Origin of the sequence: Streptomyces sp. NPDC005820 (assembly GCF_040630255.1) — a bacterium.
Taxonomy (GTDB): Bacteria; Actinomycetota; Actinomycetes; order Streptomycetales; family Streptomycetaceae; genus Streptomyces.
On record NZ_JBEXXE010000004.1, the window covers coordinates 129429 to 154463 of the forward strand.

A 25035-nucleotide genomic window follows, 5' to 3' on the forward strand; every position below is an offset into this window, starting at 1 on the left:
ACCCGTATGACCACTTCCCACCAGCCCGGCGGCCCCCGATCCCCCGGCCCTCGACCCGACGGCCCCCGACCCGACGGCCCCCGACCCGGGGGTGGGCGGCCCGACGACGAGGTGCCGCCGGTGAAGCCCGCGCTCGATGTGCAGACGTGGAAGGAGATCGCGCATCTTCTGGCGAACCTGCCGATGTCGTTGTTCGGGTTCGTCTATGTGATGACGGTGTTGTTCACGGGGGCCTCGCTGACCATCACCGTGGTCGGGTTGCCGCTGCTGGCGCTCGGGCTGGCGGGGGCGCGGCTGGTGGGCCGGTTCGAGCGGGGGCGGGCGCGGCTGCTGCTGGGGTTGCGGATCGACGAGCCGAGCCCGTTGCCGTGGCGCAGGGCGGGCGGGCCGGTCGCGCAGATGTGGCTGGCGCTGAAGGATCCGGTGGCCTGGCGCACGGTGCTGTACGACTTCATCCGGTTGCCGTGGGGGATCCTCACCTTCGGCGTCGTCGTCCCCGCGTTGTTCGTGCTGTGGCCGGTCCTGCCGTACCTGGCGCGGGGGCTGACCAATGTGGACCGGGCGATGGTGCGGGCGCTGCTGTCGCCGTCCGACGAGCTGGAGCGGCGGATCGCGGAGCTGGAGTCGGACCGTGGGGTCGTGGTGGACACGGCGGCGGCGGATCTGCGGCGGATCGAACGGGATCTGCACGACGGGGCGCAGGCGCGGCTGGTCAATCTGGCGATGGGGCTGGGGCTGGCGAAGGAGAAGTTGCACGAGGGGCGGGCCGACGAGGCGGTGGCGGCGATGGTCGAGGAGGCGCACGGCGAGGTGAAGCTCGCGCTGCAGGAGCTGCGGGATCTGGCGCGGGGGATCCATCCGGCGGTGCTGACGGACCGGGGGCTGGACGCGGCGCTGTCGGCGGTGGCCTCGCGGTGCACGGTGCCGGTGAAGGTGACCGTGGATCTGGCGGCCAGACCGGCGCAGGCCATCGAGGGGATCGCCTATTTCACCGTCTCGGAGCTGCTGCAGAACATCAGTAAGCACAGCGGGGCCCGGTCGGCGTCGGTGGATGTGTGGCGGACGGACGAGCGGCTGCTCATCCAGGTCGGGGACGACGGCCGGGGCGGTGCGCGGCTCGACGCGGGGACGGGGATGCGGGGGCTCGCGGAGCGGCTGGACGCCGTGGACGGGGTGTTCGTCGTGGAGTCGCCGGTGGGGGGTCCCACGACGGTGACGGCGGAGCTGCCGTGGCGGGAGCGGCAGCCGGAGGGGTGGGGAAAACCCCCCGTTCCATAGGCCGACGGCCTCCATGGCCCCTGCGGGCGGCGCCGGGGAGGGTGGAGATAGGGCAGGAGACGAGCAGAACGGACGGCGCCGATGGCCACGCAGCACGGGCAGTCAGGGCAGTACGGGCGTTACGAGGGGTACGAGCCGTACGAGCGGTACGACGGTGAGGACAAGGGGTCGCACGGGGTTCGGCGGCGTCGGCTGCCGGCCGTGCTGCTCGAGCCGGTCAGCGGGCGGCACTGGCGTGAGCTCGCCTATGTGCTGCTCGGTTTCCCGGTGAGCGTCGTGCTGTTCGTCTTCACGGTGACCATGCTGTCGGTCGGGGCGGGGCTGCTGGTGACGTTCCTCGGCATCCCGGTGCTGGCGGCGGGGCTGGCGGCCTGCCGGGGCTTCGGGGCGCTGGAGCGGGCGCGGGCGCGGGGGCTGCTGGGGCTTCCGGTGCGGGATCCGGAGCCGTTGCGGGTGCGGGGGCGGGACGGGCGGGCCGGGGTGATGGCGTGGATGGGCGCCGTGCTGAAGAGCGGGAGCTCGTGGCGGCATGTGCTGTTCGTGCTGGTGCAGTTCCCGTGGGCGGTGTTCTCGTTCTGTGTGACGGTCACCGTGTGGGTGTTCGGCTGGACGATGCTGACGTATCCGCTGTGGTTCTGGGTGTTCCCGATGTACGCCGGGCAGGACGGGCTTCAGCTGTACGGCGACGACCACCACCGGGTGTATCTGGACAACCCCTTCGAGATCGCCGTCACGGCGTCGGTGGGGCTGCTCGTCACGCTGGCGACGCCGTGGATCGTGCGGGCGCTGACGACGGTGGACCGGTTGCTGGTGCACGGGCTGCTCGGGCCGTCGCGGCTGGCGTCGCGGGTGGTGGAGCTGGAGTCGGACCGTGGGGTCGTGGTGGACACGGCGGCGGCGGATCTGCGGCGGATCGAACGGGATCTGCACGACGGGGCGCAGGCCCGGCTGGTGGCGCTGGCGATGGATCTGGGGCTGGCGAAGGAGAAGCTGCGGGAGGATCCGCAGGCGGCGGCGCGGATGGTGGACGAGGCGCACGGTGAGGTGAAGACGGCGCTGCAGGAGCTGCGGGATCTGGCGCGGGGGATCCATCCGGCGGTGCTGACGGACCGGGGGCTGGACGCGGCGCTGTCGGCGGTGGCCTCGCGGTGCACGGTGCCGGTGCGGGTGGAGGTGGATCTGGGGGCGCGGCCGGTGGCCGCGATCGAGGGGATCGCCTATTTCACCGTGTCGGAGCTGCTGCAGAACGTGAGCAAGCACAGCGGGGCCCGGTCGGCTTCGGTGGATGTGTGGCGGGTGGAGGATCGGTTGATGTTGCAGGTGGTGGACGACGGGGTGGGGGGTGCGGAGGCCTCCGGCGGGTCGGGGCTGGCGGGGCTGGCGGAGCGGTTGGATGCGGTGGACGGGGTTCTGGTGGTGGATTCGCCGGTGGGGGGACCTACGAGGGTCACGGCGGAGTTGCCCTGGCGAGCGTGAGCCGAATCGGCTGGCCCCGTTCAGACCCGTTCAGACCCGTTCGGGAGGACACCCACGTTTTCTCGCCGCCCCCGTCCCCTTCGCGCCGTCCTCCCCGCCATCGCACCCATTGCCAGGTGCGGGACGCCTCATTGCTGGAATGCTGGAGGTGTTCGACTTGACGGGTGGACGGCTGGGGGGCCGGGAGCGTGGAGGACAGGGTGCGGGTGGTCATCGCCGAGGATTCGGTGCTGTTGCGGGAGGGGCTGACCCGGTTGCTCACCGATCGGGGGCACGAGGTCGTGGCCGGGGTCGGGGACGCCGAGGCGCTGCTCAAGACGATCACCGAGCTGCATGACGAGGGGGCGCTGCCCGACGTCGTCGTCGCCGATGTGCGGATGCCGCCCACCCACACCGACGAGGGGGTGCGGGCCGCCGTACGGCTGCGCAAGGAGCATCCGGGGCTCGGTGTGCTGGTGCTGTCACAGTACGTGGAGGAAAGGTACGCCACCGAACTGCTGGCCGGTTCGAGTCATGGGGTGGGGTATCTGCTGAAGGACCGGGTCGCCGAGGTGCGGGAGTTCGTGGACGCCGTGGTGCGGGTGGCTTCCGGGGGGACCGCGCTCGATCCGGAGGTCGTCGCGCAGTTGCTGGGGCGCAGTCGTCAGCAGGATGTGCTCGCGGGGCTCACTCCGCGTGAGCGGGAGGTGCTGGGGCTGATGGCCGAGGGGCGGACCAACTCCGCCATCGCGCGTCAGCTGGTCGTCAGCGACGGGGCCGTCGAGAAGCACGTCAGCAATATTTTCCTGAAGCTCGGGCTGTCACCCAGTGACGGGGATCACCGTCGGGTTCTTGCGGTACTCACCTATCTCAATTCCTGACCGGATGGCACTGTGGCTCGACGGTGACTCGAAGGTGATCGGAGCCGCGCTGGAGGTCGTTCCCCGCGTGAACCGGGGAACTCGGACGGTGCGTCTACCAGAGCGACATCGCGGGGCGGGAAATCATGACAAGTCGGGGTGCCGGGCCGTCTCAGGGCAATGACCGTCATACGAACGGCCGAGGGAAGGTGACCCTTACAGACGTAGGGTTGATCCAGGGAGGGCCTTCGCGAAGACCCCTCCGGGACAGCCACCTCGAGGGAGGTCCAGTTCAGTGACCAGTCGGGTCAGCAGCGCAACGGGACAGACCGGGCAGGCCGAGCAGGCCGACGGGACCGTCGTGGGAGAACAGCGCAAACCGGGCGCGACGGCGAAGGACGTACGCCGTCTCGACCGGGTGATCATCAGGTTCGCGGGTGACTCGGGTGACGGTATGCAGCTCACCGGTGACCGCTTCACCTCCGAGACGGCCTCGTTCGGCAACGATCTGTCCACGCTGCCGAACTTCCCCGCCGAGATCCGCGCGCCCGCCGGCACTCTCCCCGGCGTCTCCTCGTTCCAGCTCCACTTCGCCGACCACGACATCCTCACCCCGGGCGACGCACCCAATGTGCTGGTCGCGATGAATCCGGCGGCCCTGAAAGCCAATATCGCGGACGTGCCGCGCGGCGCCGAGATCATCGTCAACACCGACGAGTTCACCAAGCGGGCGATGCAGAAGGTGGGGTACGCGGCCTCGCCGCTGGAGGACGGTTCCCTCGACGGTTACCAGCTCCATCCGGTCCCGCTGACCACTCTGACCGTCGAGGCTCTCAAGGAATTCGACCTCACCCGCAAGGAGGCCGAGCGCAGCAAGAACATGTTCGCGCTCGGCCTCCTGTCGTGGATGTACCACCGCCCGACCGAGGGCACCGAGAAGTTCCTGAAGTCCAAGTTCGCCAGGAAGCCCGACATCGCGGCCGCCAACATCGCCGCGTTCCGGGCGGGCTGGAACTTCGGCGAGACGACCGAGGACTTCGCGGTCAGTTACGAGGTCGCACCGGCGGCGAAGGCGTTCCCCGTCGGGACCTACCGGAACATCTCCGGGAACCTGGCCCTCTCCTACGGGCTGGTCACGGCCTCCCGGCAGGCCGATCTGCCGCTGTTCCTGGGGTCGTACCCGATCACCCCGGCCTCGGACATCCTGCACGAGCTGAGCCGGCACAAGAACTTCGGGGTGCGCACCTTCCAGGCCGAGGACGAGATCGCCGGGATCGGCGCCGCGCTGGGGGCGGCCTTCGGCGGGTCCCTCGCCGTCACCACCACGTCGGGGCCGGGGGTGGCGCTGAAGTCGGAGACCATCGGGCTCGCGGTCTCGCTGGAGCTGCCGCTGCTGGTCGTCGACATCCAGCGCGGGGGTCCGTCGACCGGGCTGCCGACCAAGACCGAGCAGGCCGACCTGCTCCAGGCGATGTTCGGGCGCAACGGCGAGGCGCCGGTGCCGATCGTCGCGCCCTGCACCCCGGCCGACTGCTTCGACGCCGCCCTGGAGGCCGCGCGGATCGCCCTCGCCTACCGGACTCCCGTCTTCCTCCTCTCCGACGGCTATCTCGCCAACGGCTCCGAGCCCTGGCGCATCCCCGAGCTGGACGAGCTGCCCGATCTGCGGGTGCAGTTCGCGTCGGGGCCGAACCACACCCTGGAGGACGGCACCGAGGTCTTCTGGCCGTACAAGCGGGATCCGCAGACCCTGGCCCGGCCGTGGGCGATCCCGGGCACCCCCGGGCTCGAGCACCGCATCGGCGGCATCGAGAAGCAGGACGGCTCCGGGAACATCTCCTACGACCCCGCCAACCACGACTTCATGGTCCGCACCCGGCAGGCCAAGATCGACGGCATCGAGGTCCCCGACCTCCAGGTAGACGACCCGGACGGGGCGAGAACCCTGGTGCTGGGCTGGGGGTCGACGTACGGGCCGATCACCGCCGCCGTACGACGCCTGCGGGCGGCCGGGGAAGCGGTCGCGCAGGCCCATCTGCGGCATCTGAACCCCTTCCCCCGCAACCTGGGCGAGGTACTGAAGGCCTACGACAAGGTCGTCGTGCCCGAGATGAACCTCGGCCAGCTCGCCACCCTCATCCGGGCGAGGTACCTGGTCGACGCCCAGTCCTACAACCAGGTGAACGGCATGCCGTTCAAGGCGGAGCAGCTCGCCGCGGCGCTCAAGGAGGCCATCCATGACCACTGAGCCACTCTCCCTCGTGCCCAAGGCCGAAGGCCGCCAGTCCATGAAGGACTTCAAGTCGGACCAGGAAGTGCGCTGGTGCCCGGGCTGCGGCGACTACGCGATCCTGGCCGCCGTCCAGGGCTTCATGCCGGAGCTGGGCCTGGCCAGGGAGAACATCGTCTTCGTCTCGGGCATCGGCTGCTCCTCGCGCTTCCCGTACTACATGAACACGTACGGGATGCACTCCATCCACGGGCGTGCCCCCGCGATCGCGACCGGCCTCGCCGCCAGCCGCCGCGACCTGTCCGTGTGGGTGGTCACGGGTGACGGCGACGCGCTGTCCATCGGCGGCAACCACCTCATCCACGCCCTGCGCCGCAACGTCAACCTCAAGATCCTCCTCTTCAACAACCGGATCTACGGCCTCACCAAGGGCCAGTACTCCCCCACCTCCGAGGTCGGCAAGATCACCAAGTCGACGCCGATGGGGTCCCTGGACGCGCCCTTCAACCCGGTCTCCCTGGCGATCGGCGCCGAGGCCTCCTTCGTCGCCCGCACCATCGACTCCGACCGCAAGCACCTGACGGAGGTGCTCCGGCAGGCCGCCGCCCACCCGGGCACCGCGCTGATCGAGATCTACCAGAACTGCAACATCTTCAACGACGGCGCCTTCGACGCGGTCAAGGACAAGCAGCAGGCCGAGGAGGCCGTGATCCGGCTGGAGCACGGGCAGCCGATCCGGTTCGGGGCCGAGGGGGGCAAGGGCGTCGTACGGGACGCGGCGACCGGCGAGCTGCGGGTCGTCGCCGTGACCCCGGAGAACGAGGGGGACGTCCTGGTCCACGACGCGCACTCCGCGTCCCCGACCACCGCCTTCGCGCTCTCGCGGCTCGCCGACCCCGACACCCTGCACAACACCCCGATCGGTGTGCTGCGCTCGGTCGAGCGGCCGGTCTACGACACCCAGATGGCCGACCAGCTCGACACGGCCGTCGAACAGCACGGAAAGGGCGACCTGGCCGCGCTGCTGGCGGGCGGGGACACCTGGACGGTCGTCGGCTGAGCAGCCGTCGAGCGTGAGCACCGCAGATCAGAGGCACTTACCTCAACACCAGTACCTTACTTTGAAGTGGGTACTTTCGCTCAGTTAGCGCTTCTCCTAGGGTGGGTGGCAGACCCGCTACCCCCCTAGGAGTTCCTGAGCCATGAGCATCGTCGTCACCGGAGCCACCGGAAAGCTCGGCCGCCACGTCGTGGAGCAGTTGCTGGAGAAGGTTCCGGCGGAGCAGATCACGGCCGTCGTGCGCGACGAGGCCAGGGCCGCCGACTTCGCCGCGCGCGGCGTGAAGATCGCGGTCGCCGACTACAACAGCCCCGAGACCTTCGACGGCCTGTTCGCGGCCGGCGACAAGGTACTGCTGATCTCGGGCAACGAGTTCGACAAGGGCCGCCCGGCGCAGCACCAGGTCGTCATCGACCGCGCGAAGGCCGCCGGGGTCGCACTGCTGGCGTACACCAGCGCGCCGGGCTCGCTGACCGCCGCGCTGGCCGACGACCACCGTGCCACCGAGAAGGCGCTGACCTCCTCGGGCGTGCCGTACGCGCTGCTGCGCAACGGCTGGTACCACGAGAACTACACCGAGCAGCTCGCCCCGGTCCTGGAGCACAACGCCGTCGTCACGGCCGCCGGCGAGGGCCGGGTGTCCTCGGCCTCCCGCGCGGACTACGCGGCCGCCGCCGTCGCCGTACTGACCGGCGAGGGCCACGAGAACCAGACGTACGAGCTGGGCGGCGACGAGGCGTGGGGCTTCGCCGAGTACGCGGCCGAGCTGAGCCGGCAGACCGGCAAGGAGATCGTCTACAACGCCGTGCCCGCCGAGGTGCTGACCGGCATCCTGACCGGTGCCGGGGTGCCGGAGCCGTTCGCCGCGATCCTGGTCGGCGTGGACGCGTCGATAGCCAAGGGTGAGCTGGTGGTCTCCTCCGGCGACCTCTCGCGTCTGGCGGGCCGTCCCACCACGCCGTTCGCGGAGACGATCGCGGCCGCGCTCAAGGGCTGACCGGAGCCGCGGAGCCGCCGGGCCTCCTCACCCCCGCCTGTCATGACCGTATGGCGATACGGGCATGACGGACGGGGGTCTTCGGCGTTACCTTCGTGCACGCGTGCGTGAAGGCACGCGAGGACGCGAGAAGGAGGGGCGCCCGTGGCCGGGTCGTCGAAGGGTGAGGGCCGGATAGGTCTGCTGAACGGCTTCGCGGCGTACGGGATGTGGGGGCTGGTCCCCCTGTTCTGGCCCCTGCTCAAGCCGGCCGGGGCGGTGGAGATCCTCGCCCACCGCATGGTGTGGTCCCTCGCCTTCGTCGCCGCGGCCCTGCTCGTCGTACGGCGCTGGGCATGGGCCGGGGAGCTGCTGCGGCAGCCGCGCCGGCTCGGTCTCGTGGTGATCGCGGCGGCCGTCATCACGGTGAACTGGGGCGTCTACATCTGGGCCGTGAACTCCGGGCACGTGGTGGAGGCCTCCCTCGGGTACTTCATCAATCCGCTGGTCACCATCGCGATGGGCGTGCTGATCCTGAAGGAGCGACTGCGGCCCGTGCAGTGGGCGGCGGTCGGCGTCGGTCTGGCCGCGGTGCTCGTGCTGACCGTCGGATACGGCCGTCCGCCGTGGATCTCGCTCTGTCTCGCGTTCTCCTTCGCCACGTACGGTCTCGTGAAGAAGAAGGTCAACCTCGGCGGGGTGGAGTCGCTGGCCGCCGAGACCGCGATCCAGTTCCTGCCGGCGCTGGCCTATCTGCTGTGGCTGTCGGCGCACGGCGGCTCCACCTTCGCCTCCGAGGGCGCCGGTCACGCGGCCCTGCTGGCCTCGACCGGCATCGTCACCGCGCTGCCGCTGGTGTGTTTCGGGGCGGCCGCCATCCGGGTGCCGCTGTCCACGCTGGGGCTGTTGCAGTATCTGGCGCCGGTGTTCCAGTTCCTGCTCGGGGTCGTCTACTTCGGCGAGGAGATGCCGGCCGAGCGCTGGGCCGGGTTCGGGCTGGTGTGGCTGGCGCTGGTGCTGCTGACGGCCGACGCGTGGCGCTCCGCACGGAAGCCGAGGGTGTCCGTCGAGGTGCCGCCGGTTTCCCAGGTGCCGTCCGCCGCAGTGGACGTGTGACCCGGCCGGGGGCCTGGTTGAGTGGTCGGCATGACGCAGACACCCGCACCCGCCCCCGCGCCCGTCCACTGGAAGCTCGTCGTCGACGCCGGTGATCCGCACGCCCAAGCCGATTTCTGGGCCGGGGCGCTGCACTACGCGGTGGAGGACAACAGCGCGCTGATCGAGCGGTTGCTGGCGGCCGGTGCGCTGCCGGGGGCGGCGACGGTGGAGTTCCACGGCCGGCCCGCCTTCCGGGACCTGATCGCCGTACGCCATCCGCAGGACCCGTTCGACGCGGACAGCGGGACCGGGCTGGGGCGGCGGCTGCTGTTCCAGCGGGTGCCGGAGGCGAAGACGGTGAAGAACCGGCTGCATCTCGATCTGCACCCCGGCGAGGGGCGGCGGGCCGAGGAGGTGGAGCGGCTGCGGGCGCTGGGGGCGAGCGTGCTGCGGGAGGTGAAGGAGCCGTCCGGGGCGTGGGTGGTGATGGCGGATCCCGAGGGCAACGAATTCTGCGTGCACTAGGCGCGCCGGGGCTACGAATTCCGCGGAGGCGTCCGGAATGTGAACCTCCTGTCCTGATAGCGCTCTTGACGCGCCGTTGGTGGAGCGTTCACCATCCTGGAACCCCATTCACTGTGGAATCCCTGTGATTCCCGCGGAATTCGGAGCCCCCCACATGAAGCTCTCGGTTCCCGGGCGTACGGCGGCCGCCTGCGCCTGCTCGATTGTCATGCTCCTGACTGGAGGGTCGATAGCCGGCGCGGCGCCCGCACCCCTGGCCGCCGCCCCCGACATCCCCGTGGCGAACGTCAAGGCCCACCTCGCCCAGCTGCAGTCCATCGCCACCGCCAACGGCGGCAACCGCGCCCACGGCCGGGCCGGTTACAAGGCCTCGCTCGACTACGCGAAGGCCAAGCTGGACGCCGCCGGGTACACCACCACCATCCAGCAGTTCACGTCCTCGGGCCGCACCGGCTACAACCTGATCGCCGACTGGCCCGGCGGCAACACCAACCAGGTCGTCATGGCCGGTTCCCACCTCGACAGCGTCACCGCGGGGGCGGGCATCAACGACAACGGCTCCGGTTCGGCGGCCGTCCTGGAGACCGCCCTCGCCGTGGCCCGGGCCGGCTACCAGCCCACCAAGCATCTGCGGTTCGCCTGGTGGGGCGCCGAGGAGCTGGGCATGGTCGGCTCGCGGTACTACGTCAACAACCTCTCCTCCGCGAACCGCGCCCGCATCACCGGCTACCTCAACTTCGACATGATCGGCTCGCCCAACCCCGGCTACTTCGTCTACGACGACGACCCGACCATCGAGAAGACCTTCAAGGACTACTTCGCCGGCCTCGGCGTCGCGACGGAGATCGAGACCGAGGGCGACGGCCGCTCCGACCACGCGCCCTTCAAGAACGCGGGCATCCCGGTGGGCGGTCTGTTCAGCGGCGCCGACTACATCAAGACGGCGGCGCAGGCGGCCAAGTGGGGCGGTACGGCCGGGCAGGCCTTCGACCGCTGCTACCACTCCTCCTGCGACACCACCGCCAACATCAACGACACCGCCCTGGACCGCAACGCGGACGCGCTCGCGTACGCGGTGTGGACGCTGTCGTCCTGAGTCGTGGGCTACAGACCCTGTGCTCCGGACTTGCGGGCGCGTTCCGCCAGCCGGAGCATCCGGGCGCGGGCCGACTCCAACTGATCGACGTCGTCGGCGGCCGGGCCCTCCTCGGTGGTCAGCTCCGTCCACAGGCCGAGGAGTTCGGTCCCCAGGTTCAGGCCCTGCAAGGGGTCGCGCACGGCGCGCCAGGCCGCAGCCGCGCTCTGGACGTTGCCGTACGCGGCCTCGCCGTCCTGGGCGCGGTGGTGGATCCGGGCCAGGTCGAGGGAGACGTGGAAGGCACGCAACGGGTCGCCCGCCAGGTAGGCGATGTACGCGCCCAGCTCACGGAGCCGGAGTACCTCGGGGTGCTCCGGCCCCAGCGTTCCCGAGGCCTCCAGCACGGTCCGCTCGGCGAGTCCGGCGGCGACGTCTATCCGTCCGGCCCGCACGGCCTCGTTGATCTGCGCCATCGGCTCCCCGAGCAGCGCGGGGGCACCGTCTGCGCCGGGGAGGGTGCGGGGGTCGTCACCGAGGACCGCCTCCGCCACGGCGTCGAAGCCACGGGCGGGGGTCGGCTTGGGGTCGGGGTCGAGGACGGCGGCCGGGGTGAGGAGGGGCTTGCGCCCCGGTTCGGGGGTGTTGAGCGCGGGTTCCGGGAAGGGCAGCGGGGAGGGCTGCGGAGCCGGCTCCGGGGCCCGGTCCCGGGCCGCGGGCTGCACGGCGTGCTCCGGAAAAGGGGACGGCGCGTGCTCCGGGGCGTGTTCGGGAGCGGCGGGCGCTCCGGGTTCCGGGTGGGGGTCCATGGCCGGGGGCGGTCCGAAGACTCCCGTGGGGGCAACGACCGTACCGGGGGTCGGGGCCGGGGTCGCGATCGGCTCCTGCGGGAGGGGCGGGAGCGGGAGCGGGATGGCGTCCTGCGGCTCTTCCGGTGCGCGGACCTGCCGCAGGACGTGCGTGGGCTTGTCGTGCCGGGGTTCCTCGGGGGCGGTCGCCGGGGCCTTCGGGGACGGGTTCACCGGGGTCTCGGGCGCGGCCGGGGCCTTCGGGGTGCCCAGGACCGGAAGGGCCACCGTGGGTGCCGCCGGGGCGACCTGAGCCGCCGACGTGAGCTGTGCCGAGGACACCGCCGGTGCCCGCAGGGGCTCCGCCGTGAAGTGGCTGGAGCCGTCCGTCTCGATGCGGAGGGGGACGACGTAACCGATGCGTTCGTCGTTGACCGTGGCGAGGACGGGGTGTCCGGTGGCGAGGGCGATGCGGTGGAGGTGGCCCAGGACGGCGTGCTGGATCTCCTCGCCGTCGGCCGCCGCGACCGGTACTCCGCCTATCGTCGCCGGGCCGCCTGTGCGGACGTGGACGTCGAGCGGTGCGACCACGGCGTTGGGCCGCCCGGTGCGGTTCTGTTCCCGCTTCTTCTCACGGCTGAGTCGAGACATCGGTTCCTCACTCGGATGCGTCGTCACGCTCCGGTCGTCCAGGTACGCGTGCGCGTGCACGTACTGTTGAGTCTCTCCGTTCGCTCCCGGCCGGCGCGTCACCACGACGTCACAGCCTCGTTCCAAGGACCCGCGCCGGACTTGCCGGGAGCGCCCCGGAGGGGACGGCGACCAGAAGGAGGGGGTACGGCCATGCGGACGACGGGGACGACTCAGGCGCCGACGGGGCAGCCGGGGCCGGAGCGGTTCGGGCCGGAGATCTGGCTGCGCGGTCCGGTTCCCGTACCGGAGCCGGTACCGGGACCGTACCTGTCCGCTCCCCGCCGCTTCTCCTGGCTGGCCACGCACGGCGGGGCCGGCGCCTCCACGCTCGCGGCGGTCTACGGCGGCCACGACTGCGGACGGGACTGGCCCGCCCCCGGTGATCCCCCGTCCGTGCTGCTCGTGGCGCGTACGCATGCGACCGGGCTGGAGTCGGCCCTGCGCGCCCTGGAGGTCTTCCGGCGCGGAGAGGCTCCCCAGGGGCTCGACCTGGACGCGGTGGTGCTGGTCGCCGATGCGCCGGGGCGGCTGCCGCGGCCGCTGGTCCAGCAGATCCGGGTCCTCGAGTCGGCCGTCGACGTCCACCGTGTGCCGTGGGTGACCGAGTGGCGCCTCGGTGACCTGGGGGGCGGGCCGCCCCGGGAGACCGAGGCGCTGGCCCGGCTCACGGGGATCAGGCGCTGAAAGGGGAGGCCCGCCGGGCGCCGTCGGCGGTCGGGATCGCCTCGGCCGTACGGCAGGGGCGGCTGCGGGCCGTGGACGCGGTCGCGGAGGCGCTGGCGCGGATCGCCCGGGTGGACCCCTCGCTGAGTTCCTTCGCCGAGGTGTGGGAGGGGGAGGCCGTCGAGCGGGCGCGTGCGGTGGACGCGCGGGTCGCTGCGGGTGAGCGGCTGCCGCTGGCCGGGGTGCCGATCGGGGTCAAGGGGCGGCACGGGCTGCGGGCGGCGGGGCCGCTGCTCGCCGCGGGCTGTGTGCCGGTAGGGGCGACGGCGGTGCCCGGTCCCGGCACGCCCTGGCAGACCTGGGGCGTCGGCGCGTACGGCCGTACCGTCAACCCGTGGCGGGCGGACCGTACGCCGGGCGGGTCCTCGGCCGGGTCGGCGGCGGCGGTGGCGGCCGGGCTGGTGCCGCTGGCGACGGGCAGCGACGGGGCGGGCTCGGTGCGGATCCCGGCGGCCTGGTGCGGGGTGATCGGCCTGAAGACGACGAACGGCCGACTCCCGTCCCCGGACCGTACGGGCCTCGCGGCCCCGGGCGTGCTGGTGCGGTACGCGGCGGACGCGGCGGCGTACTGGCGGGCGATGACGGGGACGCCGAAGGGGATGACGACGGAAGAGCGGCCAACACCCTCACCCCTCGCCGCCGCGCCCTCGCCGGTCACCGCCGTCTTCTCCCCCGATCTCGGGTTCGCCTCCGCCTGTCCCGACCCCGAGCCGCTGGCCCTCGCCCGGGCTGCCGTCGAGCGGCTCGTCGCCGCCGGTGTCGTACGCCTGTCGGCGGGTGAGGCGGACGTACGGCTGGAGGATCCCGCGCCGGCCTGGCTCGCGTTGCGCGGGTCGGGGGCCGGGGGCCTCGGCGAGGCCGGGCGGATCCGGGAGGTCAACGATCGGCGGCTGGCCGGTCTGTTCGCCGGGGCCGACCTGTTGCTGACGCCGACCACCCCGAACGCGGCGCACGGTCACGAAGGGCCGGGCGAGCGGTACTCCACCGCGCTGACCTGGGCGTTCAATCTGAGCGGGCATCCGGCGGCCAGTCTCCCGGCGGGCATCGGGGCCGACGGCTGTCCGGTGGGGGTGCAGCTCGTCGCCGCGCCGGGGCGGGAGGAGACGCTGCTGGCGGTGGCCCGGGCGGCCGAGACCGCCGGGGCCCTTCCCCTGGATACTTGCATGCGCATATGATGCAGGCGCGGTTTATTACCGTACGCCGATCATTTGGGGGAGTCATGGAGCGCCGTTTTCTCTTCGTGCTGGGCAGCAGTCGCACGGACGGCAACACGGAGGCGCTGGCCCGCAGGGCCGCCGAGCAGCTGGACCCCTCCGTCGAGCAGACCTGGTTCAGCCTCGCCGAGCGCCCGCTGCCCGACTTCGCGGACCTGCGGCACGACAGCGACCACGTCCGGCCCACCGAGGGGAATCTCGCGGCGCTGCTCGACGCGACCCTGGCCGCGACGGACGTCGTCATCGCCTCGCCGCTCTACTGGTACTCGGTGTCCACCCAGGTCAAGCGCTACCTGGACCACTGGTCGGGCTGGCTGCGCACCCCCGGCCTCGACTTCCGGGCCACCATGGCCGGGCGCACGCTCTGGGGGGTGACCGTGCTCGCCGACCCGGCGGCCTCGGTCGCCGATCCGCTGGTCGGCACGCTCAACAACTCCGCCGCCTATCTGGGGATGCGGTTCGGCGGGGTGCTGCTCGGCAACGGCAGCAAGCCCGGTGACGTGCTCGGCGACACCGAGGCGCTGGCCCGTGCGAAGTCGTTCTTCGGGGGCGGGGCCCCGCTCGCGCGCTTCCCCCACGAGACGCGCTGAGGGTTACGCCGTGACGTCCTTCGTCGTGAACCGCGCCCAGGCCGCCGAGCCGAACACCGCCACGTACAAGGCCTGGAGGCCGAGGTTCTTCATCAGGTCGTCCCAGTAGACGGGGTCGCGGACCAGGTCGGCGAAGGACAGCCAGTAGTGGGAGAAGAGGTACGGCTGGATCGCGTGGAGCTGGGGGATCTGGTCGAGGATCTGGATCGTGATCAGCAGGCCCACGGTGGTCGCCATCGCGGCGATCCCACTGCCGGTCAGCGTGGAGACGAACAGGCCGAGTGCCGCCACCCCGGTCAGTGAGGCGGCGACGACCAGGGCGATCAGCAGGGCCCGGCCCAGTCCGTCGGCGAAACCGATCGTCGTACCAGAGATGGTGGTGACGTCTCCCAAGGGGAACAGCAGCGCGCCCACCGTCAGCGCCGAGAGCGCGACCACGAGGGTGGCCACCAGGCAGAAGGCCAGCACGGTCGCGTACTTGGTGAGGAGGAGGCGGGTGCGGCCGGCGGGGGCGACGAGGAGGTAGCGCAGGGTGCCGGCGTTCGACTCGCCGGCGATCGCGTCGCCCGCGATGACGCCGATGGCCATGGGCAGGAAGAACGGCAGCGTCGCGGCCAGCGAGGTGAAGACCAGGAACAGACCGTTGTTGGTGACCTGGGCGATGAAGGCCGGGCCGCCGTCTCCGCCGCCACCGCCGGGTCCCCCCGGTCCGCCGGAGGAGCCGTCGCCGGTCTCGATCCGCACGGCGATCCCGATCAGGACCGGTACGGCCGCCAGGACGCCGAGCAGCGCGAGGGTGCGCCAGCGGCGAAAGGTGATCAGCAGTTCGCTGCGGAGCAGACCGAGGGACCACAAGGGGTTCGGTCCGCGGACGACTCCGGCGGTCGGCGCCTCAGCCCGCGACATCGAAGCCCTCCCCCGTGAGTGCCACGAACGCGTCCTCCAGGGAGGCGCGTTCGACGGTGAAGCCCCGGACGCGGACGCCGGCCGTCACCAGCGCGGCGTTGACCTCGGCGAGATCGCGGTCCGGGGGCTCGGCGGCGACCCGGTCCTCGTCGGAGGTCACGTCCGCCGCGCCCTGTTCCTTCAGCACCCGGGCCGCCTCGGCGGTGTCGGGGGTGATCACCACCAGTCGGCCGCGCGCGCCCGCCGCCAGCTCGGCCACCGGGCCCTGGGTGATCAGCCGGCCCTGTGCCATCACCGCCACGTGTGTGCACACCTGCTCGATCTCGTCGAGGAGGTGGGAGGAGAGGAAGACGGTCGTGCCGTCCGAGGCCAGCTCCCGCACCAGGGATCGGATCTCCCGCATGCCCTGCGGGTCGAGGCCGTTGGTCGGCTCGTCGAGGACGAGGAGCCGGCGCGGCTGGAGCAGGGCGGCCGCCAGGCCCAGCCGCTGTTTCATGCCGAGCGAGTACGCCTTGGCCTTCTTTCCGGCCGCCGCCGTCAGCCCGACCCGCTCCAGCGCCGTGGCGACGCGGGTCCGCCGGGTGCGGGGGTCGGCGGTCGGGTCGGCGGCGTCGTAGCGCAGCAGGTTGTCGCGGCCGGAGAGGAAGCCGTACAGCGCGGGGCCCTCGATCAGTGCGCCGACCTGGGGCAGCACGGTGCGCGCGGCCCGGGGCACGGGCTGCCCGAGGACGCGCGCCGCACCGGACGTGGGCTCGATCAGACCCATCAGCATGCGGATCGTGGTGGTCTTGCCGGAGCCGTTGGGACCGAGGAAGCCGAAGACGCTGCCCGCCGGGACCGTGAGGTCGAGGCGGTCCACGGCGAGCTGGCCGCCGCGGTAGCGCTTGGTGAGGGCGTGGGTGTGGATGACGGATGAGTCGTCGTCATCCATGGGCTGCCCCTTCGCTCGCTTCCCCGGGCCTGCGGGCTCCGCAGGCCCCCTTACTTCGCGGAGTCCGCCGCCTTCACCAGGGCGTCCTTGGTGACCGCGCCGACGTAGAGCTTGCCGTCGTCCGTGACCAGGGCGTTGATCAGACGGGTGGAGAAGACGGTGCCGGAGCCGAACTTGCCGCTGACCTTGTCGCCGAAGGAGCCGAGGAAGCCGCTGAGGGCGCCGCCGGCGTCGGAGCCGAGTTCGGAGTTGAGCTCGGAGTCGGAGGGGACGCCCTTGCCGCCGGTCTCGATGACGGCGACGGAGGTCCAGCCCTTGCCGAGGACGTCGAAGCCCCCGGGCTCCTCGCCGACGCCGAGGCCGTCCGCCCCGTCGAGGCCTTCGAGGCCTTCGAGGTCCATGGGCAGGTCCTTGGGCAGGTCCTTGGGCAGGTCCTTGGGCAGGTCCTCGGGCAGGTCCTCGTCGGACGCGCCCGGCTTGGCGGAGTGCTGCGGCGCCTCGTCGGCCTCGGTGACCTTCGCGCCCTTGGGCGGGGTGAAGTCGAAGGTGGAGGCGGCGGGCTTGGCGAAGGTGACCTGGGTGAAGCCGGCGTCCACGACGGCGGCGCCGCCGCTCGACGGGGTCAGCGTGAACTTCAGCGGCAGCCCGGTCTTCGCGTCCACCGCCACGCTGATCGCGCCGACCGTGGAGCCGGACTGCTTCGGCTTGATCAGCAGCTTGTAGGCGTCGCGGCCCGCGACGTGGACCGTCCCGTCGACGGTCACGGAGGTGGTGTCGTCGACCGCCTTGAGCGCGTCCTCGGTGAGGTCCTTGGGGGTGGCCGGCGGCTGCGCGTCCTCCCCGCTCTCGCCGGCGCTCTCGTCGGTGGTCGCGTGGTAGACCTCGTTGGAGGCGCTGTCGTAACCCCACACGTCCTTGCCGTTGTGGATGACGCTGTACTCGGCGGCCTTCTCGACCAGGGAGAGCTTCTGCCGGTCGGGGCCGTCGGCGGCCACGCGCAGGGTGTGGGTGCCGGAGGCGAGCTCGGTGAGCTTGGTGGAGGGATCGGCGGACGATCCGTCACCGCCGTTGCCCGCGACACCGGCGAGCAGGCCGCTCTCCAGACCACCGAGGTCGGGCAGGCCCAGGTCGGTGGTGATCTTCACGGTGCCGGACAGCTGCTGCACGTCCGAGGCGGCGATCTTGTCGAGGAGCTGCTGGGCGGTGATCTTCGGCAGGTCGGGGTCGCCCGAGTCGGCGAGCGCCGGGACCAGGCCGATCGTCGCCGCGGCGACGCCGATCACGGTGACCGGGACGACGTACCGCACGGCCTTGCGCCGCCCGACGCGCAGGTCGTCCGTCTCCCCGGCGGTCGTGCTGTCGTCGGTTGCGTTCGGTGCCATGTCTGCCTTACCTCCGTCGTCGGCGGCGGCTGGTCATCTCACGGAGAGCGTCCCCACCCCGTGCCGCCATTCTCACCCGAATCGGTGAGGAGTGGTGTTTTCCGTGATTCCCATCTGACCAAATCCCACATGAGGAGGCGTCACCCCACGGACTCAACTCCGCGTACACCTGGGGTATGACACGGGGGACGTCGGGATCCTTCGACCCGTAGGGGTCGGGGGGCGGCACCACCGGCGCATGGCCTCGGAGGCGTCAGCCCGCGCGGTGGACCACCGCGTCGCACAGCCCCATGAGGGCCGCCTTCGCGTCGCACTCGGTGAGGGGGGCCAGCGCGGCGCGGGCCTCCTCGGCGTAGCGCACGGTGTCGCGGCGGGCCTGCTCCAGGGCCGGGTGGGCGCGCAGGGCCGCGACCGCCTCGGCGAGCTTGGCGTCGTCGCTCAGGTCGGAGTCGAGGAGTTCGCACAGGGCGATGTCCTCGGGCAGCGCCTGCTGGGCCGCCCGCTCGCGCAGCCGCAGCACGGGCAGGGTGGGGATGCCCTCGCGCAGGTCCGTGCCGGGCGTCTTGCCCGACTCGTGGGAGTCGGAGGCGATGTCCAGGACGTCGTCGGCGAGCTGGAACGCGACCCCGAGCCGCTCCCCGTACTGGGTGAGCACGTCCACCACCGTCTCGTCGGCGCCCGACATCATCGCGCCGAACCGGCAGGACACCGCCACCAGGGAGCCGGTCTTGCCGCCGAGGACGTCGAGGTAGTGGTCGACCGGGTCCCGGCCGTCGACCGGTCCCGCGGTCTCCAGGATCTGGCCGGTGACCAGCCGCTCGAACGCCTCCGCCTGCACCCGCACCGCCTCCGGGCCGAGGTCGGCCAGGATGTGCGAGGCGCGCGCGAAGAGGAAGTCGCCGGTGAGGACGGCGAGCGAGTTGCCCCAGCGGGCGTTCGCGCTGGGCACCCCGCGCCGCACCGCGGCCTCGTCCATCACGTCGTCGTGGTACAGGGTCGCCAGATGGGTGAGCTCGACGACGACGGCGGAGGGGACGACCCCCGGCGCGTACGGGTCGCCGAAGCGCGCGGCGAGCATCACGAGCAGCGGCCGGAACCGCTTCCCACCGGCCCGCAGCAGATGCTGGGCCGCCTCCGTGATGAACGGGACCTCACTCTTGGTGGCCTCGAGCAAGCCTTCCTCGACAGCCGCCAATCCGGCCTGGACATCGGCTTCCAGAGCCTGGTCCCGCACGCTCAGCCCAAACGGCTCGACGACGGTCACGAGGAGTCTCCTGTCTGCTGGTGTCTATCGGCGGCTACGCGGTTTGTCGATAGGTCTCTGCGCTCACTCAAGTCAGCGTATCCGGTCAGGTTTCGATCACCGCGAGCCCCCACGGTTACAGCCCGGACAGGCCCTATGAGAAGGGGCACCCCTTAAGCCGCCATCTGGGTTTATTGCCCGATTCGCCCCTCTTGTGGACGCCGGTGAGTTGTCTCACTCCCCTGGCGGACAGACCCCCGCGGGCCGCACCCCCGATCCCGCACCCACTCAACCGAGTTGACGGTTTGCAACCACAAAGGATCAAGTGCCTCATAGGCCACAGACCATGGTCAAAAGGGTTGATCGTGAATCTGCCACTTGTTCCGGACATGTGCTCTCGCATACGTTCCCGGCCTGTCGGGCGGACGCCTAATCCTGCCGCCGCCCGGACACCCACCGAGAACACCACGGCAGGAGCGGGGGAACCAGGTAAGTCGCCGTACCGGTCGAGCCGGGCCGTGCCTTTGGGCATGCCCCGGACAGACCGGTACGGCTCGGGGTGAAGCCGTGTCCGTGAGGGCACGGCCGGGCAGCTCCCGCCCGAACCCGACAGCTCACCTCGCAGGCGACGGAGAGGAACTTCGCCATGCCTGCTCAGCCCCGCCGTGCCCGCGGCTCCCGCCGCCTCGCCCGCACGCTCGCCGTCGCCGCCACCGGCGTCACCGTGCTCGCCCTGCCGATCCTCGGCGCGACCACCGCCTCCGCGGCCACCCCGACCGTGGCCACCGCCTCCAGCCTCGGCTACGCCAACAACCTCGACGGCTGGATCCGCGCCTCGCTCCAGGTCATGGCGCAGCACGGGATCCCCGGCACCTACAACGGCATCTACCGCAACGTGATCCGGGAGTCGTCGGGCAACCCGTACGCGATCAACCTCTGGGACTCCAACGCGGCCGCCGGCACCCCGTCCAAGGGGCTGCTGCAGATCATCGACCCGACCTTCAACGCGTACCACGTCTCCGGCACGTCCTGGGACTCGTACGACCCGGTCGCGAACATCACCGCGTCCTGCAACTACGCGGCCGCGCGGTACGGCTCGATCGACAACGTGTTCGGCGCGTACTGAGCCGGCCCGCACCGGGTTCGGCGCGTACTGAGCCGGCCCGCGGCTACGGATAGAGACGTTCGAGGACGACGGCCACGCCGTCGTCCTCGTTCGACGTCGTCACCTCGTCGGCCACCGCCTTGAGCTCCGGATGGGCGTTGGCCATCGCCACCCCGCGGGCGGCCCAGTCGAACATCGGGATGTCGTTGGGCATGTCCCCGAAGGCGATGGTGTCCTCGGGCCTGAGGCCCAGGTGCTCGGCGGCCAGGGCCAGTCCCGTCGCCTTGGTGATCCCGCACGGCTGGAGCTCCACCGTGCCCGGCCCGGACATGGTGACGGTGGCGAGCGAGCCGACCACCGCGCGGGCCGTCGAGGCCAGTTCGTCGTCGGAGAGCGTCGGATGGCGCAGCAGCACCTTGCTGATCGGCTCGCACCACAGGTCGTCACGGCGTTCGACGCGCAGGGCGGGCAGGGTCGGGTGCGGCATCAGATAGCCGGGCTCGATCAGCGTGAGCCCGTCGACGCCGTCCTGGTCGACGGCCGCGTACACCTGCCCGACCTCGGCCTCGATCTTGCCGAGCGCGGTCTCCGCGAGCTCCCGGTCCAGGGTGACCGACCACAGCAGACGGTCCCCGCCGGCGTCGTACAGCTGCGCGCCCTGTCCGCACACCGCGAGCCCCCTGCTGTGCAGGCGGTCCAGGAGCGGTCGTACGCGGGGCGCGGGCCGGCCGGTCACCACCAGATGGCGAGCGCCGGCCGCCGCCACCCGCGCGAGCGCGTCCAGCGACCGGTCGGAGAACGTGTCGTCGCCGCGCAGCAGCGTTCCGTCCAGGTCGGTGGCGACGAGGGAGTACGCGGTGCGCTCGGCATATGCGGTGGGTGCGGCCATGATCAGAGAATACGGATCCCGCACCCCCCGGACTCGACGTGAACCGGACCAGGACGGAGTCCGGCCCCCTTCTGTCAACTCCCCTTCTTTTGTTGACCGATCACTCGCCGATCGCTGGTGGACACAGGTCCGAGAAACGGCTTTCCGCCACACCGTCGGTTAGTGACCGCTTGAAGGCCTCTGCACCGGTTGGCTCCAACTTGCCGCAACTTGCCGCGCTCCCTACCGCACGCCCGGTCTGTAGGGGTACCGTCCAGGTGTCCAGGGGGGACTTGATCGGGGGGTCAAGTTGAGCAGTGGGCGTATCCGTGTGCTGAGTCCGGAGGATCTCGGCGAGGGGGAACGGGAGCGGTGGCGCGCCCTGCGCGCCATGTCGACCACACCGCGCAACCCGTTCATGGAACCGGAGTTCACCGACGCCGTGGGCCGGGTGCGGCCACGCGCGCGTGTGGCCGCGGTGTACGAGGGGCGCGAGCCGGTCGGCTTCCTGCCCCATGAGCGCGGCCGGCTGGGCCGCGGCCAGGCGCTGGCGTACGGCGTCTCGGACGCGCAGGGCGCCGTACTGGCCCCGGGTCTCGGGCTGAACGCCGAGGACCTGCTGCGGGCCGCCTCCCTGTCCACCTTCGCCTTCGACAACCTGGAGGCGGAACAAGGGCTGTTCGTCCCGCACGCGGCGGCCGAGTACGCCTCCTACGTCATCGACGTGGAGAAGGGCTACGAGACGTACGAGTCCGTCCTGCGCGCCCAGTCACCGAAGTTCCTGAAGACGACGCTCGCCAAGGAACGCAGGCTCGGCCGCCAGGCCGGCCGGACGCGGTTCGTGTTCGACGAACGCGATCCGGCCGCGCTGCGCACGCTCATGGCGTGGAAGTCCGCGCAGTACCGCAGGACCGGCCGCCGGGACCGGTTCGCGCAGGACTGGATCACCCGGCTCGTGCACACCCTGCACGAGACGCGCGCGCCGGAGTGCTCCGGCACGCTGTCCGTCCTGTACGCCGGTGACCAGCCGATCGCCGCGCACTTCGGGTTGCGGTCGGCGACCGTGCTGGCCTGCTGGTTCCCGTCGTACGACACGGAGTTCTCGAAGTACTCGCCGGGCCTGGTGCTGCATCTGCGGATGGCGGAGGCGGCCGCGGCCGAGGGGATCGGGCTGCTCGACCTGGGGCGGGGGGCGGCCGAGTACAAGGACTCGCTGAAGACCGGGGAGATTCCCGTGTACGAGGGGGCGTGGACGCGTCCGGGGGCGGGCGCCGCGCTCCACTGGCTCAGCCGTGAGCCCGCGCGCCGGGCGCACCACTTCGTGCGCGGCCGCCCGAGGCTCGCCGCGCTGGCGGCACGGGCCCTGAAGGGGGCGGGGCGGCTGCGGCGGCCATGAGGGTTGTCCGTCGGTCCGTCGGTCTGTCGGTCCGTCAGTCCGTTGGTCCGTCGGTCCGTCCGTTCATGCATTCGTTCATTTGTTCATTCGTTCATTCGTTCATCCCACGTCGCTTGGCACGAGGGGGGTTCATGTCACGCGCGGCACGTACCGAGCAGGAGATCCAGGGGTTCCTCGGCATCGGACGGGTGCAGATCGCCGAGCTGGAGCTGACGGGGGGTGGTGTCCTCACACCCGGCCCGGGCAGCCCACCTATCACGTACGGCGAGGTGTTCGTGCTGGTCAGGAGGGGTGGCCGACCGGTGGGGACGCTGCTGGTGACCGTACCGGAGGGGGCGGATCCGAAGGCGGTCGTCGTCGGCCGGGCGGCCCAGCAGGCGCAGGGGGCCGCTCCCGCGGGCGAGGTGGCGCCCGTGGTGCCGTCGACCGTCGTCGTCGCCACCCGCGAGCGCTCCGAGCAGCTCGCGCACGCCCTCGACTCCCTCCTCGCCCAGGACCACCCGGACTTCGAGATCGTCGTCGTCGACAACGCGCCCCTGACGGACGCGACCCGGGACCTGGTCGAGCGCAAGTACGCCGAGCGCGTGCGGTACGTGACCGAGCCGGTGCCCGGGCTCGCCGTCGCGCACAACACGGGCGTCGCCGCCGCGCACGGCGAGGTGATCGCGTTCACCGACGACGACGTGGTGGCCGACCCGCGCTGGCTCACCGAGCTCACCTCGCCCTTCGCGGCCGACCCCGGCCTCGGCTGCGCCACCGGCCTGATCCTGCCGGCCCGGCTGCGCACCCCCGCCCAGGTCCTCCTGGAGAGCCACGGCGGCTTCGCGAAGGGGTTCGCGCCGCGCACCTACGACCCCGCCGACCCGCCCGCCGACGAGCCGCTGTTCCCGTTCACCGCGGGCCGCTTCGGCTCCGGCGCCAACATGGCCTTCCGTACGGACGTGCTGCGGGCGGTGGGCGGTTTCGACCCGGCGACCGGCGCGGGCACGCCCGCCCGGGGCGGCGACGACCTGTACGGGTTCGTGCGCGTCCTCGCCGAGGGGCACCGGCTGCACTACACGCCGTACGCCCTGGTCTGGCACCACCACCGCGAGACCTGGCACGACCTGGAGACCCAGGCGTACGGCTACGGCGCCGGCCTCACCGCGTACCTCACGGCGGTCCTGGTCAACCGGCCCACACTGCTGCCGGGGTTCCTGGCGCGGCTGCCCCGGGGGGTGGCATACGCGCGAAGACTCACGGCCAGCAGGGGGGCGACGGACCGGGGGGTGGTGAGCGCGGGGGGTTTGGGGGCGGTGGGCGCGGGGGATCCGGGTGCGGCGGGTTCGGGGGACCTGAATGCGGCGGGGGTGGGGGACCTGGGTGCGGCGGGCTCGGGGGATCCGGGCGCGGCGGGCACGGCGGACCAGGGCGCGGTGAGCACGGCGGACTCGGGCGCGGTGCGCGCGGTGGGTAATGCGCCCGGCGCGCACGACCGGCGCACGCACGCCTGGCCCGGGCGCCTGTCGCGGCTCCAGCGGCGCGGCATGCTGTACGGCCCGCTCGGCTATCTGCGGGCGCGGCTCGCGCTGCGGGGGGGCCGCGCGATGACCGGGGGGCCGGGCAAAGACGGGGGCCGCGCGATGGCCGGGAGCCGACCAAAGACGGGGCCGCGCAATGACCGGGAGGGGCCGCGTAATGACGGGGTCGCACGATGACAGGCAGCGCACGATGACAGGCAGCGCGCGATGAAGGGCGGCGCACGATGAAGGGCGGCGCACGATGACAGGCGGCGCGCGCAGAAGCGGGGGCGGGCCCGTCATGCCGAGCATCCCGGTGTTCCTCTACCACGCCGTGATGGCGGAACCGCCGGACTGGATCGCCGAGTTCACGGTCGGCCCCAGGCAGTTCGGGGAGCATCTGGACGCCGTCGTCGACAGCGGCCGTACGCCGGTCACGATCGGCGCGCTCGCCGAACACCTCGCGGGGCGGGCGCCGCTGCCGCCCCGGCCGGTGCTGCTCACGTTCGACGACGGGTTCGCCGACCTGCCCGGTCCCACCGCCGAGGCGCTGGCCGGGCGCGGACTGCCCGCCACCGCCTATCTGACCACGGGCGCACTCACAGCAGGCGGGCGCAGTCTGCTGCCGCCCGCGCCGATGATGACCCTGGCGCAGGCGGCATCGCTGGAGCAGTACGGCATGGAGGTCGGCAGCCACACCGTCACCCACGCCCAGCTGGACACCCTCGCGCCCCGGGCCCTCGCCCACGAACTGCGCGCGTCCCGCTCGGCGTTGGAGGACACCCTCGGCCACCGCGTCCGGCATCTCGCCTACCCGCACGGCTACAACAGCGGCCGGGTGCGGCGGATGGCGGCCGCCGTCGGCTACGAGACCGCCACCGCCGTACGCCACGCGCTCAGTTCGGACCGCGACGAGCACTACCGCATCGCCCGGCTGATCGTGCGGCGGAGCCACACCGTCGCCGACGTCGAGGGCTGGCTGGCGGGGCGCGGGGCGCGGATCGCGCCGTACCGGGAAGGGCCGAGGACGGTCGGCTGGAGGTGGTACCGGCGGGCCCGCGCGATGGTACGGGGGCCGGTCTTCGCAGGCTGAGCCCCTCGGGGCGCTTCGGGAGCCTCAGGACACTCTGGGGGCGTCCG

General features: G+C 71.9%; 22 protein-coding genes and 1 riboswitch. Of the genes, 16 read left to right on the plus strand and 6 right to left on the minus strand.

Going from position 1 to position 25035, the window contains the following annotated elements; translation table 11 throughout:
- Window positions 1–111 precede the first annotated feature (111 nt).
- The 9 genes from ABZ464_RS06435 (at window position 112) to ABZ464_RS06475 (ending at window position 10578) form a co-directional block, all read left to right on the plus strand.
- A complete protein-coding gene (locus tag ABZ464_RS06435; RefSeq protein ID WP_359272233.1) occupies window positions 112–1278 on the plus strand; it encodes a sensor domain-containing protein in 1167 nt (388 codons plus the stop codon).
- 81 nt (window positions 1279–1359) lie between these two features.
- The gene (locus tag ABZ464_RS06440) at window positions 1360–2754 is read left to right on the plus strand and encodes a sensor domain-containing protein (RefSeq protein ID WP_359271741.1); all 1395 of its coding nucleotides are present in this window, start codon (window positions 1360–1362) and stop codon (window positions 2752–2754) included.
- Between the two features lie 188 nt (window positions 2755–2942).
- Complete coding sequence (locus tag ABZ464_RS06445; RefSeq protein ID WP_359272236.1) at window positions 2943–3614, plus strand: response regulator transcription factor; 672 nt, start codon at window positions 2943–2945, stop codon at window positions 3612–3614.
- Between the two features lie 274 nt (window positions 3615–3888).
- A complete protein-coding gene (locus ABZ464_RS06450; RefSeq protein WP_359271744.1) occupies window positions 3889–5841 on the plus strand; it encodes a 2-oxoacid:acceptor oxidoreductase subunit alpha in 1953 nt (650 codons plus the stop codon).
- Window positions 5831–6883, plus strand: coding sequence for a 2-oxoacid:ferredoxin oxidoreductase subunit beta (locus ABZ464_RS06455; protein ID WP_359271747.1), 1053 nt, complete (start codon window positions 5831–5833; stop codon window positions 6881–6883). The genes ABZ464_RS06450 and ABZ464_RS06455 overlap by 11 nt, the downstream gene beginning before the upstream one ends.
- 142 nt (window positions 6884–7025) lie before the next feature.
- Window positions 7026–7880: an SDR family oxidoreductase gene (locus ABZ464_RS06460; RefSeq protein WP_359271749.1), complete on the plus strand. Its 855-nt coding sequence runs from the start codon at window positions 7026–7028 to the stop codon at window positions 7878–7880.
- 144 nt (window positions 7881–8024) lie between these two features.
- Window positions 8025–8975, plus strand: coding sequence for an EamA family transporter RarD (gene rarD, locus ABZ464_RS06465; protein ID WP_359271752.1), 951 nt, complete (start codon window positions 8025–8027; stop codon window positions 8973–8975).
- Window positions 8976–9005: 30 nt separating this feature from the next.
- A complete protein-coding gene (locus ABZ464_RS06470; RefSeq protein WP_359271754.1) occupies window positions 9006–9482 on the plus strand; it encodes a VOC family protein in 477 nt (158 codons plus the stop codon).
- A gap of 154 nt (window positions 9483–9636) precedes the next feature.
- Window positions 9637–10578, plus strand: coding sequence for a M28 family metallopeptidase (locus ABZ464_RS06475; RefSeq protein ID WP_359271756.1), 942 nt, complete (start codon window positions 9637–9639; stop codon window positions 10576–10578).
- A gap of 8 nt (window positions 10579–10586) precedes the next feature.
- Here the strand turns inward: ABZ464_RS06475 and ABZ464_RS06480 are convergent, their stop codons facing one another.
- Window positions 10587–11996 (minus strand): tetratricopeptide repeat protein, encoded by a 1410-nt coding sequence (locus ABZ464_RS06480; RefSeq protein WP_359271759.1) that lies wholly within the window; start codon window positions 11994–11996, stop codon window positions 10587–10589.
- Between the two features lie 192 nt (window positions 11997–12188).
- Here ABZ464_RS06480 and ABZ464_RS06485 point away from each other — a divergent pair, with 192 nt between their 5' ends.
- The 3 genes from ABZ464_RS06485 (at window position 12189) to ABZ464_RS06495 (ending at window position 14565) form a co-directional block, all read left to right on the plus strand.
- Window positions 12189–12722, plus strand: a complete 534-nt coding sequence (locus ABZ464_RS06485; protein ID WP_359271761.1) for a hypothetical protein — start codon at window positions 12189–12191, stop codon at window positions 12720–12722.
- Between the two features lie 71 nt (window positions 12723–12793).
- Window positions 12794–13936: an amidase gene (locus ABZ464_RS06490; protein WP_359271764.1), complete on the plus strand. Its 1143-nt coding sequence runs from the start codon at window positions 12794–12796 to the stop codon at window positions 13934–13936.
- Between the two features lie 44 nt (window positions 13937–13980).
- Window positions 13981–14565, plus strand: coding sequence for an NAD(P)H-dependent oxidoreductase (locus ABZ464_RS06495; protein WP_359271767.1), 585 nt, complete (start codon window positions 13981–13983; stop codon window positions 14563–14565).
- Window positions 14566–14568: 3 nt separating this feature from the next.
- Here the strand turns inward: ABZ464_RS06495 and ABZ464_RS06500 are convergent, their stop codons facing one another.
- The 4 genes from ABZ464_RS06500 to ABZ464_RS06515 all read right to left on the minus strand — a co-directional run bounded on the left by ABZ464_RS06500 (window position 14569) and on the right by ABZ464_RS06515 (window position 19048).
- Window positions 14569–15471: an ABC transporter permease gene (locus ABZ464_RS06500; protein WP_359271770.1), complete on the minus strand. Its 903-nt coding sequence runs from the start codon at window positions 15469–15471 to the stop codon at window positions 14569–14571.
- Complete coding sequence (locus ABZ464_RS06505) at window positions 15458–16402, minus strand: ABC transporter ATP-binding protein (RefSeq protein ID WP_359271772.1); 945 nt, start codon at window positions 16400–16402, stop codon at window positions 15458–15460. The genes ABZ464_RS06500 and ABZ464_RS06505 overlap by 14 nt, the downstream gene beginning before the upstream one ends.
- Window positions 16403–16452: 50 nt before the next feature.
- Window positions 16453–17784 carry a DUF2092 domain-containing protein gene (locus ABZ464_RS06510; RefSeq protein WP_359271775.1) on the minus strand — a complete coding sequence of 444 codons (1332 nt, stop codon included), beginning with the start codon at window positions 17782–17784 and terminating at the stop codon, window positions 16453–16455.
- Between the two features lie 253 nt (window positions 17785–18037).
- Window positions 18038–19048, minus strand: coding sequence for a polyprenyl synthetase family protein (locus ABZ464_RS06515; protein ID WP_359271776.1), 1011 nt, complete (start codon window positions 19046–19048; stop codon window positions 18038–18040).
- Between the two features lie 432 nt (window positions 19049–19480).
- Window positions 19481–19670, plus strand: a riboswitch (cyclic di-AMP (ydaO/yuaA leader).
- A 3-nt stretch (window positions 19671–19673) separates the two neighbouring features.
- Between ABZ464_RS06515 and ABZ464_RS06520 the strand changes: the two genes are divergently transcribed.
- Window positions 19674–20153 carry a transglycosylase SLT domain-containing protein gene (locus ABZ464_RS06520; RefSeq protein ID WP_359271779.1) on the plus strand — a complete coding sequence of 160 codons (480 nt, stop codon included), beginning with the start codon at window positions 19674–19676 and terminating at the stop codon, window positions 20151–20153.
- Window positions 20154–20196: 43 nt separating this feature from the next.
- Here ABZ464_RS06520 and ABZ464_RS06525 read toward each other — a convergent pair whose 3' ends face one another.
- Window positions 20197–21021 carry an HAD family hydrolase gene (locus tag ABZ464_RS06525; RefSeq protein ID WP_359271781.1) on the minus strand — a complete coding sequence of 275 codons (825 nt, stop codon included), beginning with the start codon at window positions 21019–21021 and terminating at the stop codon, window positions 20197–20199.
- A 310-nt stretch (window positions 21022–21331) separates the two neighbouring features.
- Between ABZ464_RS06525 and ABZ464_RS06530 the strand changes: the two genes are divergently transcribed.
- From ABZ464_RS06530 to ABZ464_RS06540, 3 genes are all read left to right on the plus strand, one after another.
- Entirely contained in the window at window positions 21332–22396 is a 1065-nt protein-coding gene (locus tag ABZ464_RS06530; protein ID WP_359271784.1) for a GNAT family N-acetyltransferase, read from the plus strand.
- Window positions 22397–22527: 131 nt separating this feature from the next.
- Window positions 22528–24093, plus strand: coding sequence for a glycosyltransferase (locus ABZ464_RS06535; protein ID WP_359271787.1), 1566 nt, complete (start codon window positions 22528–22530; stop codon window positions 24091–24093).
- Window positions 24094–24196: 103 nt separating this feature from the next.
- Window positions 24197–24988 (plus strand): polysaccharide deacetylase family protein, encoded by a 792-nt coding sequence (locus ABZ464_RS06540; RefSeq protein WP_359271790.1) that lies wholly within the window; start codon window positions 24197–24199, stop codon window positions 24986–24988.
- Window positions 24989–25035: the final 47 nt, after the last annotated feature.

Coding starts and splice junctions, on each gene's coding strand:
- ABZ464_RS06440 (WP_359271741.1), top strand. CDS start 1,360: ATGGCCACGCAGCACGGGCAGTCAGGGCAGTACGGGCGTTACGAGGGG.
- ABZ464_RS06455 (WP_359271747.1), top strand. CDS start 5,831: ATGACCACTGAGCCACTCTCCCTCGTGCCCAAGGCCGAAGGCCGCCAG.
- ABZ464_RS06460 (WP_359271749.1), top strand. CDS start 7,026: ATGAGCATCGTCGTCACCGGAGCCACCGGAAAGCTCGGCCGCCACGTC.
- ABZ464_RS06470 (WP_359271754.1), top strand. CDS start 9,006: ATGACGCAGACACCCGCACCCGCCCCCGCGCCCGTCCACTGGAAGCTC.
- ABZ464_RS06475 (WP_359271756.1), top strand. CDS start 9,637: ATGAAGCTCTCGGTTCCCGGGCGTACGGCGGCCGCCTGCGCCTGCTCG.
- ABZ464_RS06480 (WP_359271759.1), bottom strand. CDS start 11,996: ATGTCTCGACTCAGCCGTGAGAAGAAGCGGGAACAGAACCGCACCGGG.
- ABZ464_RS06485 (WP_359271761.1), top strand. CDS start 12,189: ATGCGGACGACGGGGACGACTCAGGCGCCGACGGGGCAGCCGGGGCCG.
- ABZ464_RS06495 (WP_359271767.1), top strand. CDS start 13,981: ATGGAGCGCCGTTTTCTCTTCGTGCTGGGCAGCAGTCGCACGGACGGC.
- ABZ464_RS06500 (WP_359271770.1), bottom strand. CDS start 15,471: ATGTCGCGGGCTGAGGCGCCGACCGCCGGAGTCGTCCGCGGACCGAAC.
- ABZ464_RS06505 (WP_359271772.1), bottom strand. CDS start 16,402: ATGGATGACGACGACTCATCCGTCATCCACACCCACGCCCTCACCAAG.
- ABZ464_RS06510 (WP_359271775.1), bottom strand. CDS start 17,784: ATGGCACCGAACGCAACCGACGACAGCACGACCGCCGGGGAGACGGAC.
- ABZ464_RS06520 (WP_359271779.1), top strand. CDS start 19,674: ATGCCTGCTCAGCCCCGCCGTGCCCGCGGCTCCCGCCGCCTCGCCCGC.
- ABZ464_RS06525 (WP_359271781.1), bottom strand. CDS start 21,021: ATGGCCGCACCCACCGCATATGCCGAGCGCACCGCGTACTCCCTCGTC.
- ABZ464_RS06535 (WP_359271787.1), top strand. CDS start 22,528: ATGTCACGCGCGGCACGTACCGAGCAGGAGATCCAGGGGTTCCTCGGC.
- ABZ464_RS06540 (WP_359271790.1), top strand. CDS start 24,197: ATGCCGAGCATCCCGGTGTTCCTCTACCACGCCGTGATGGCGGAACCG.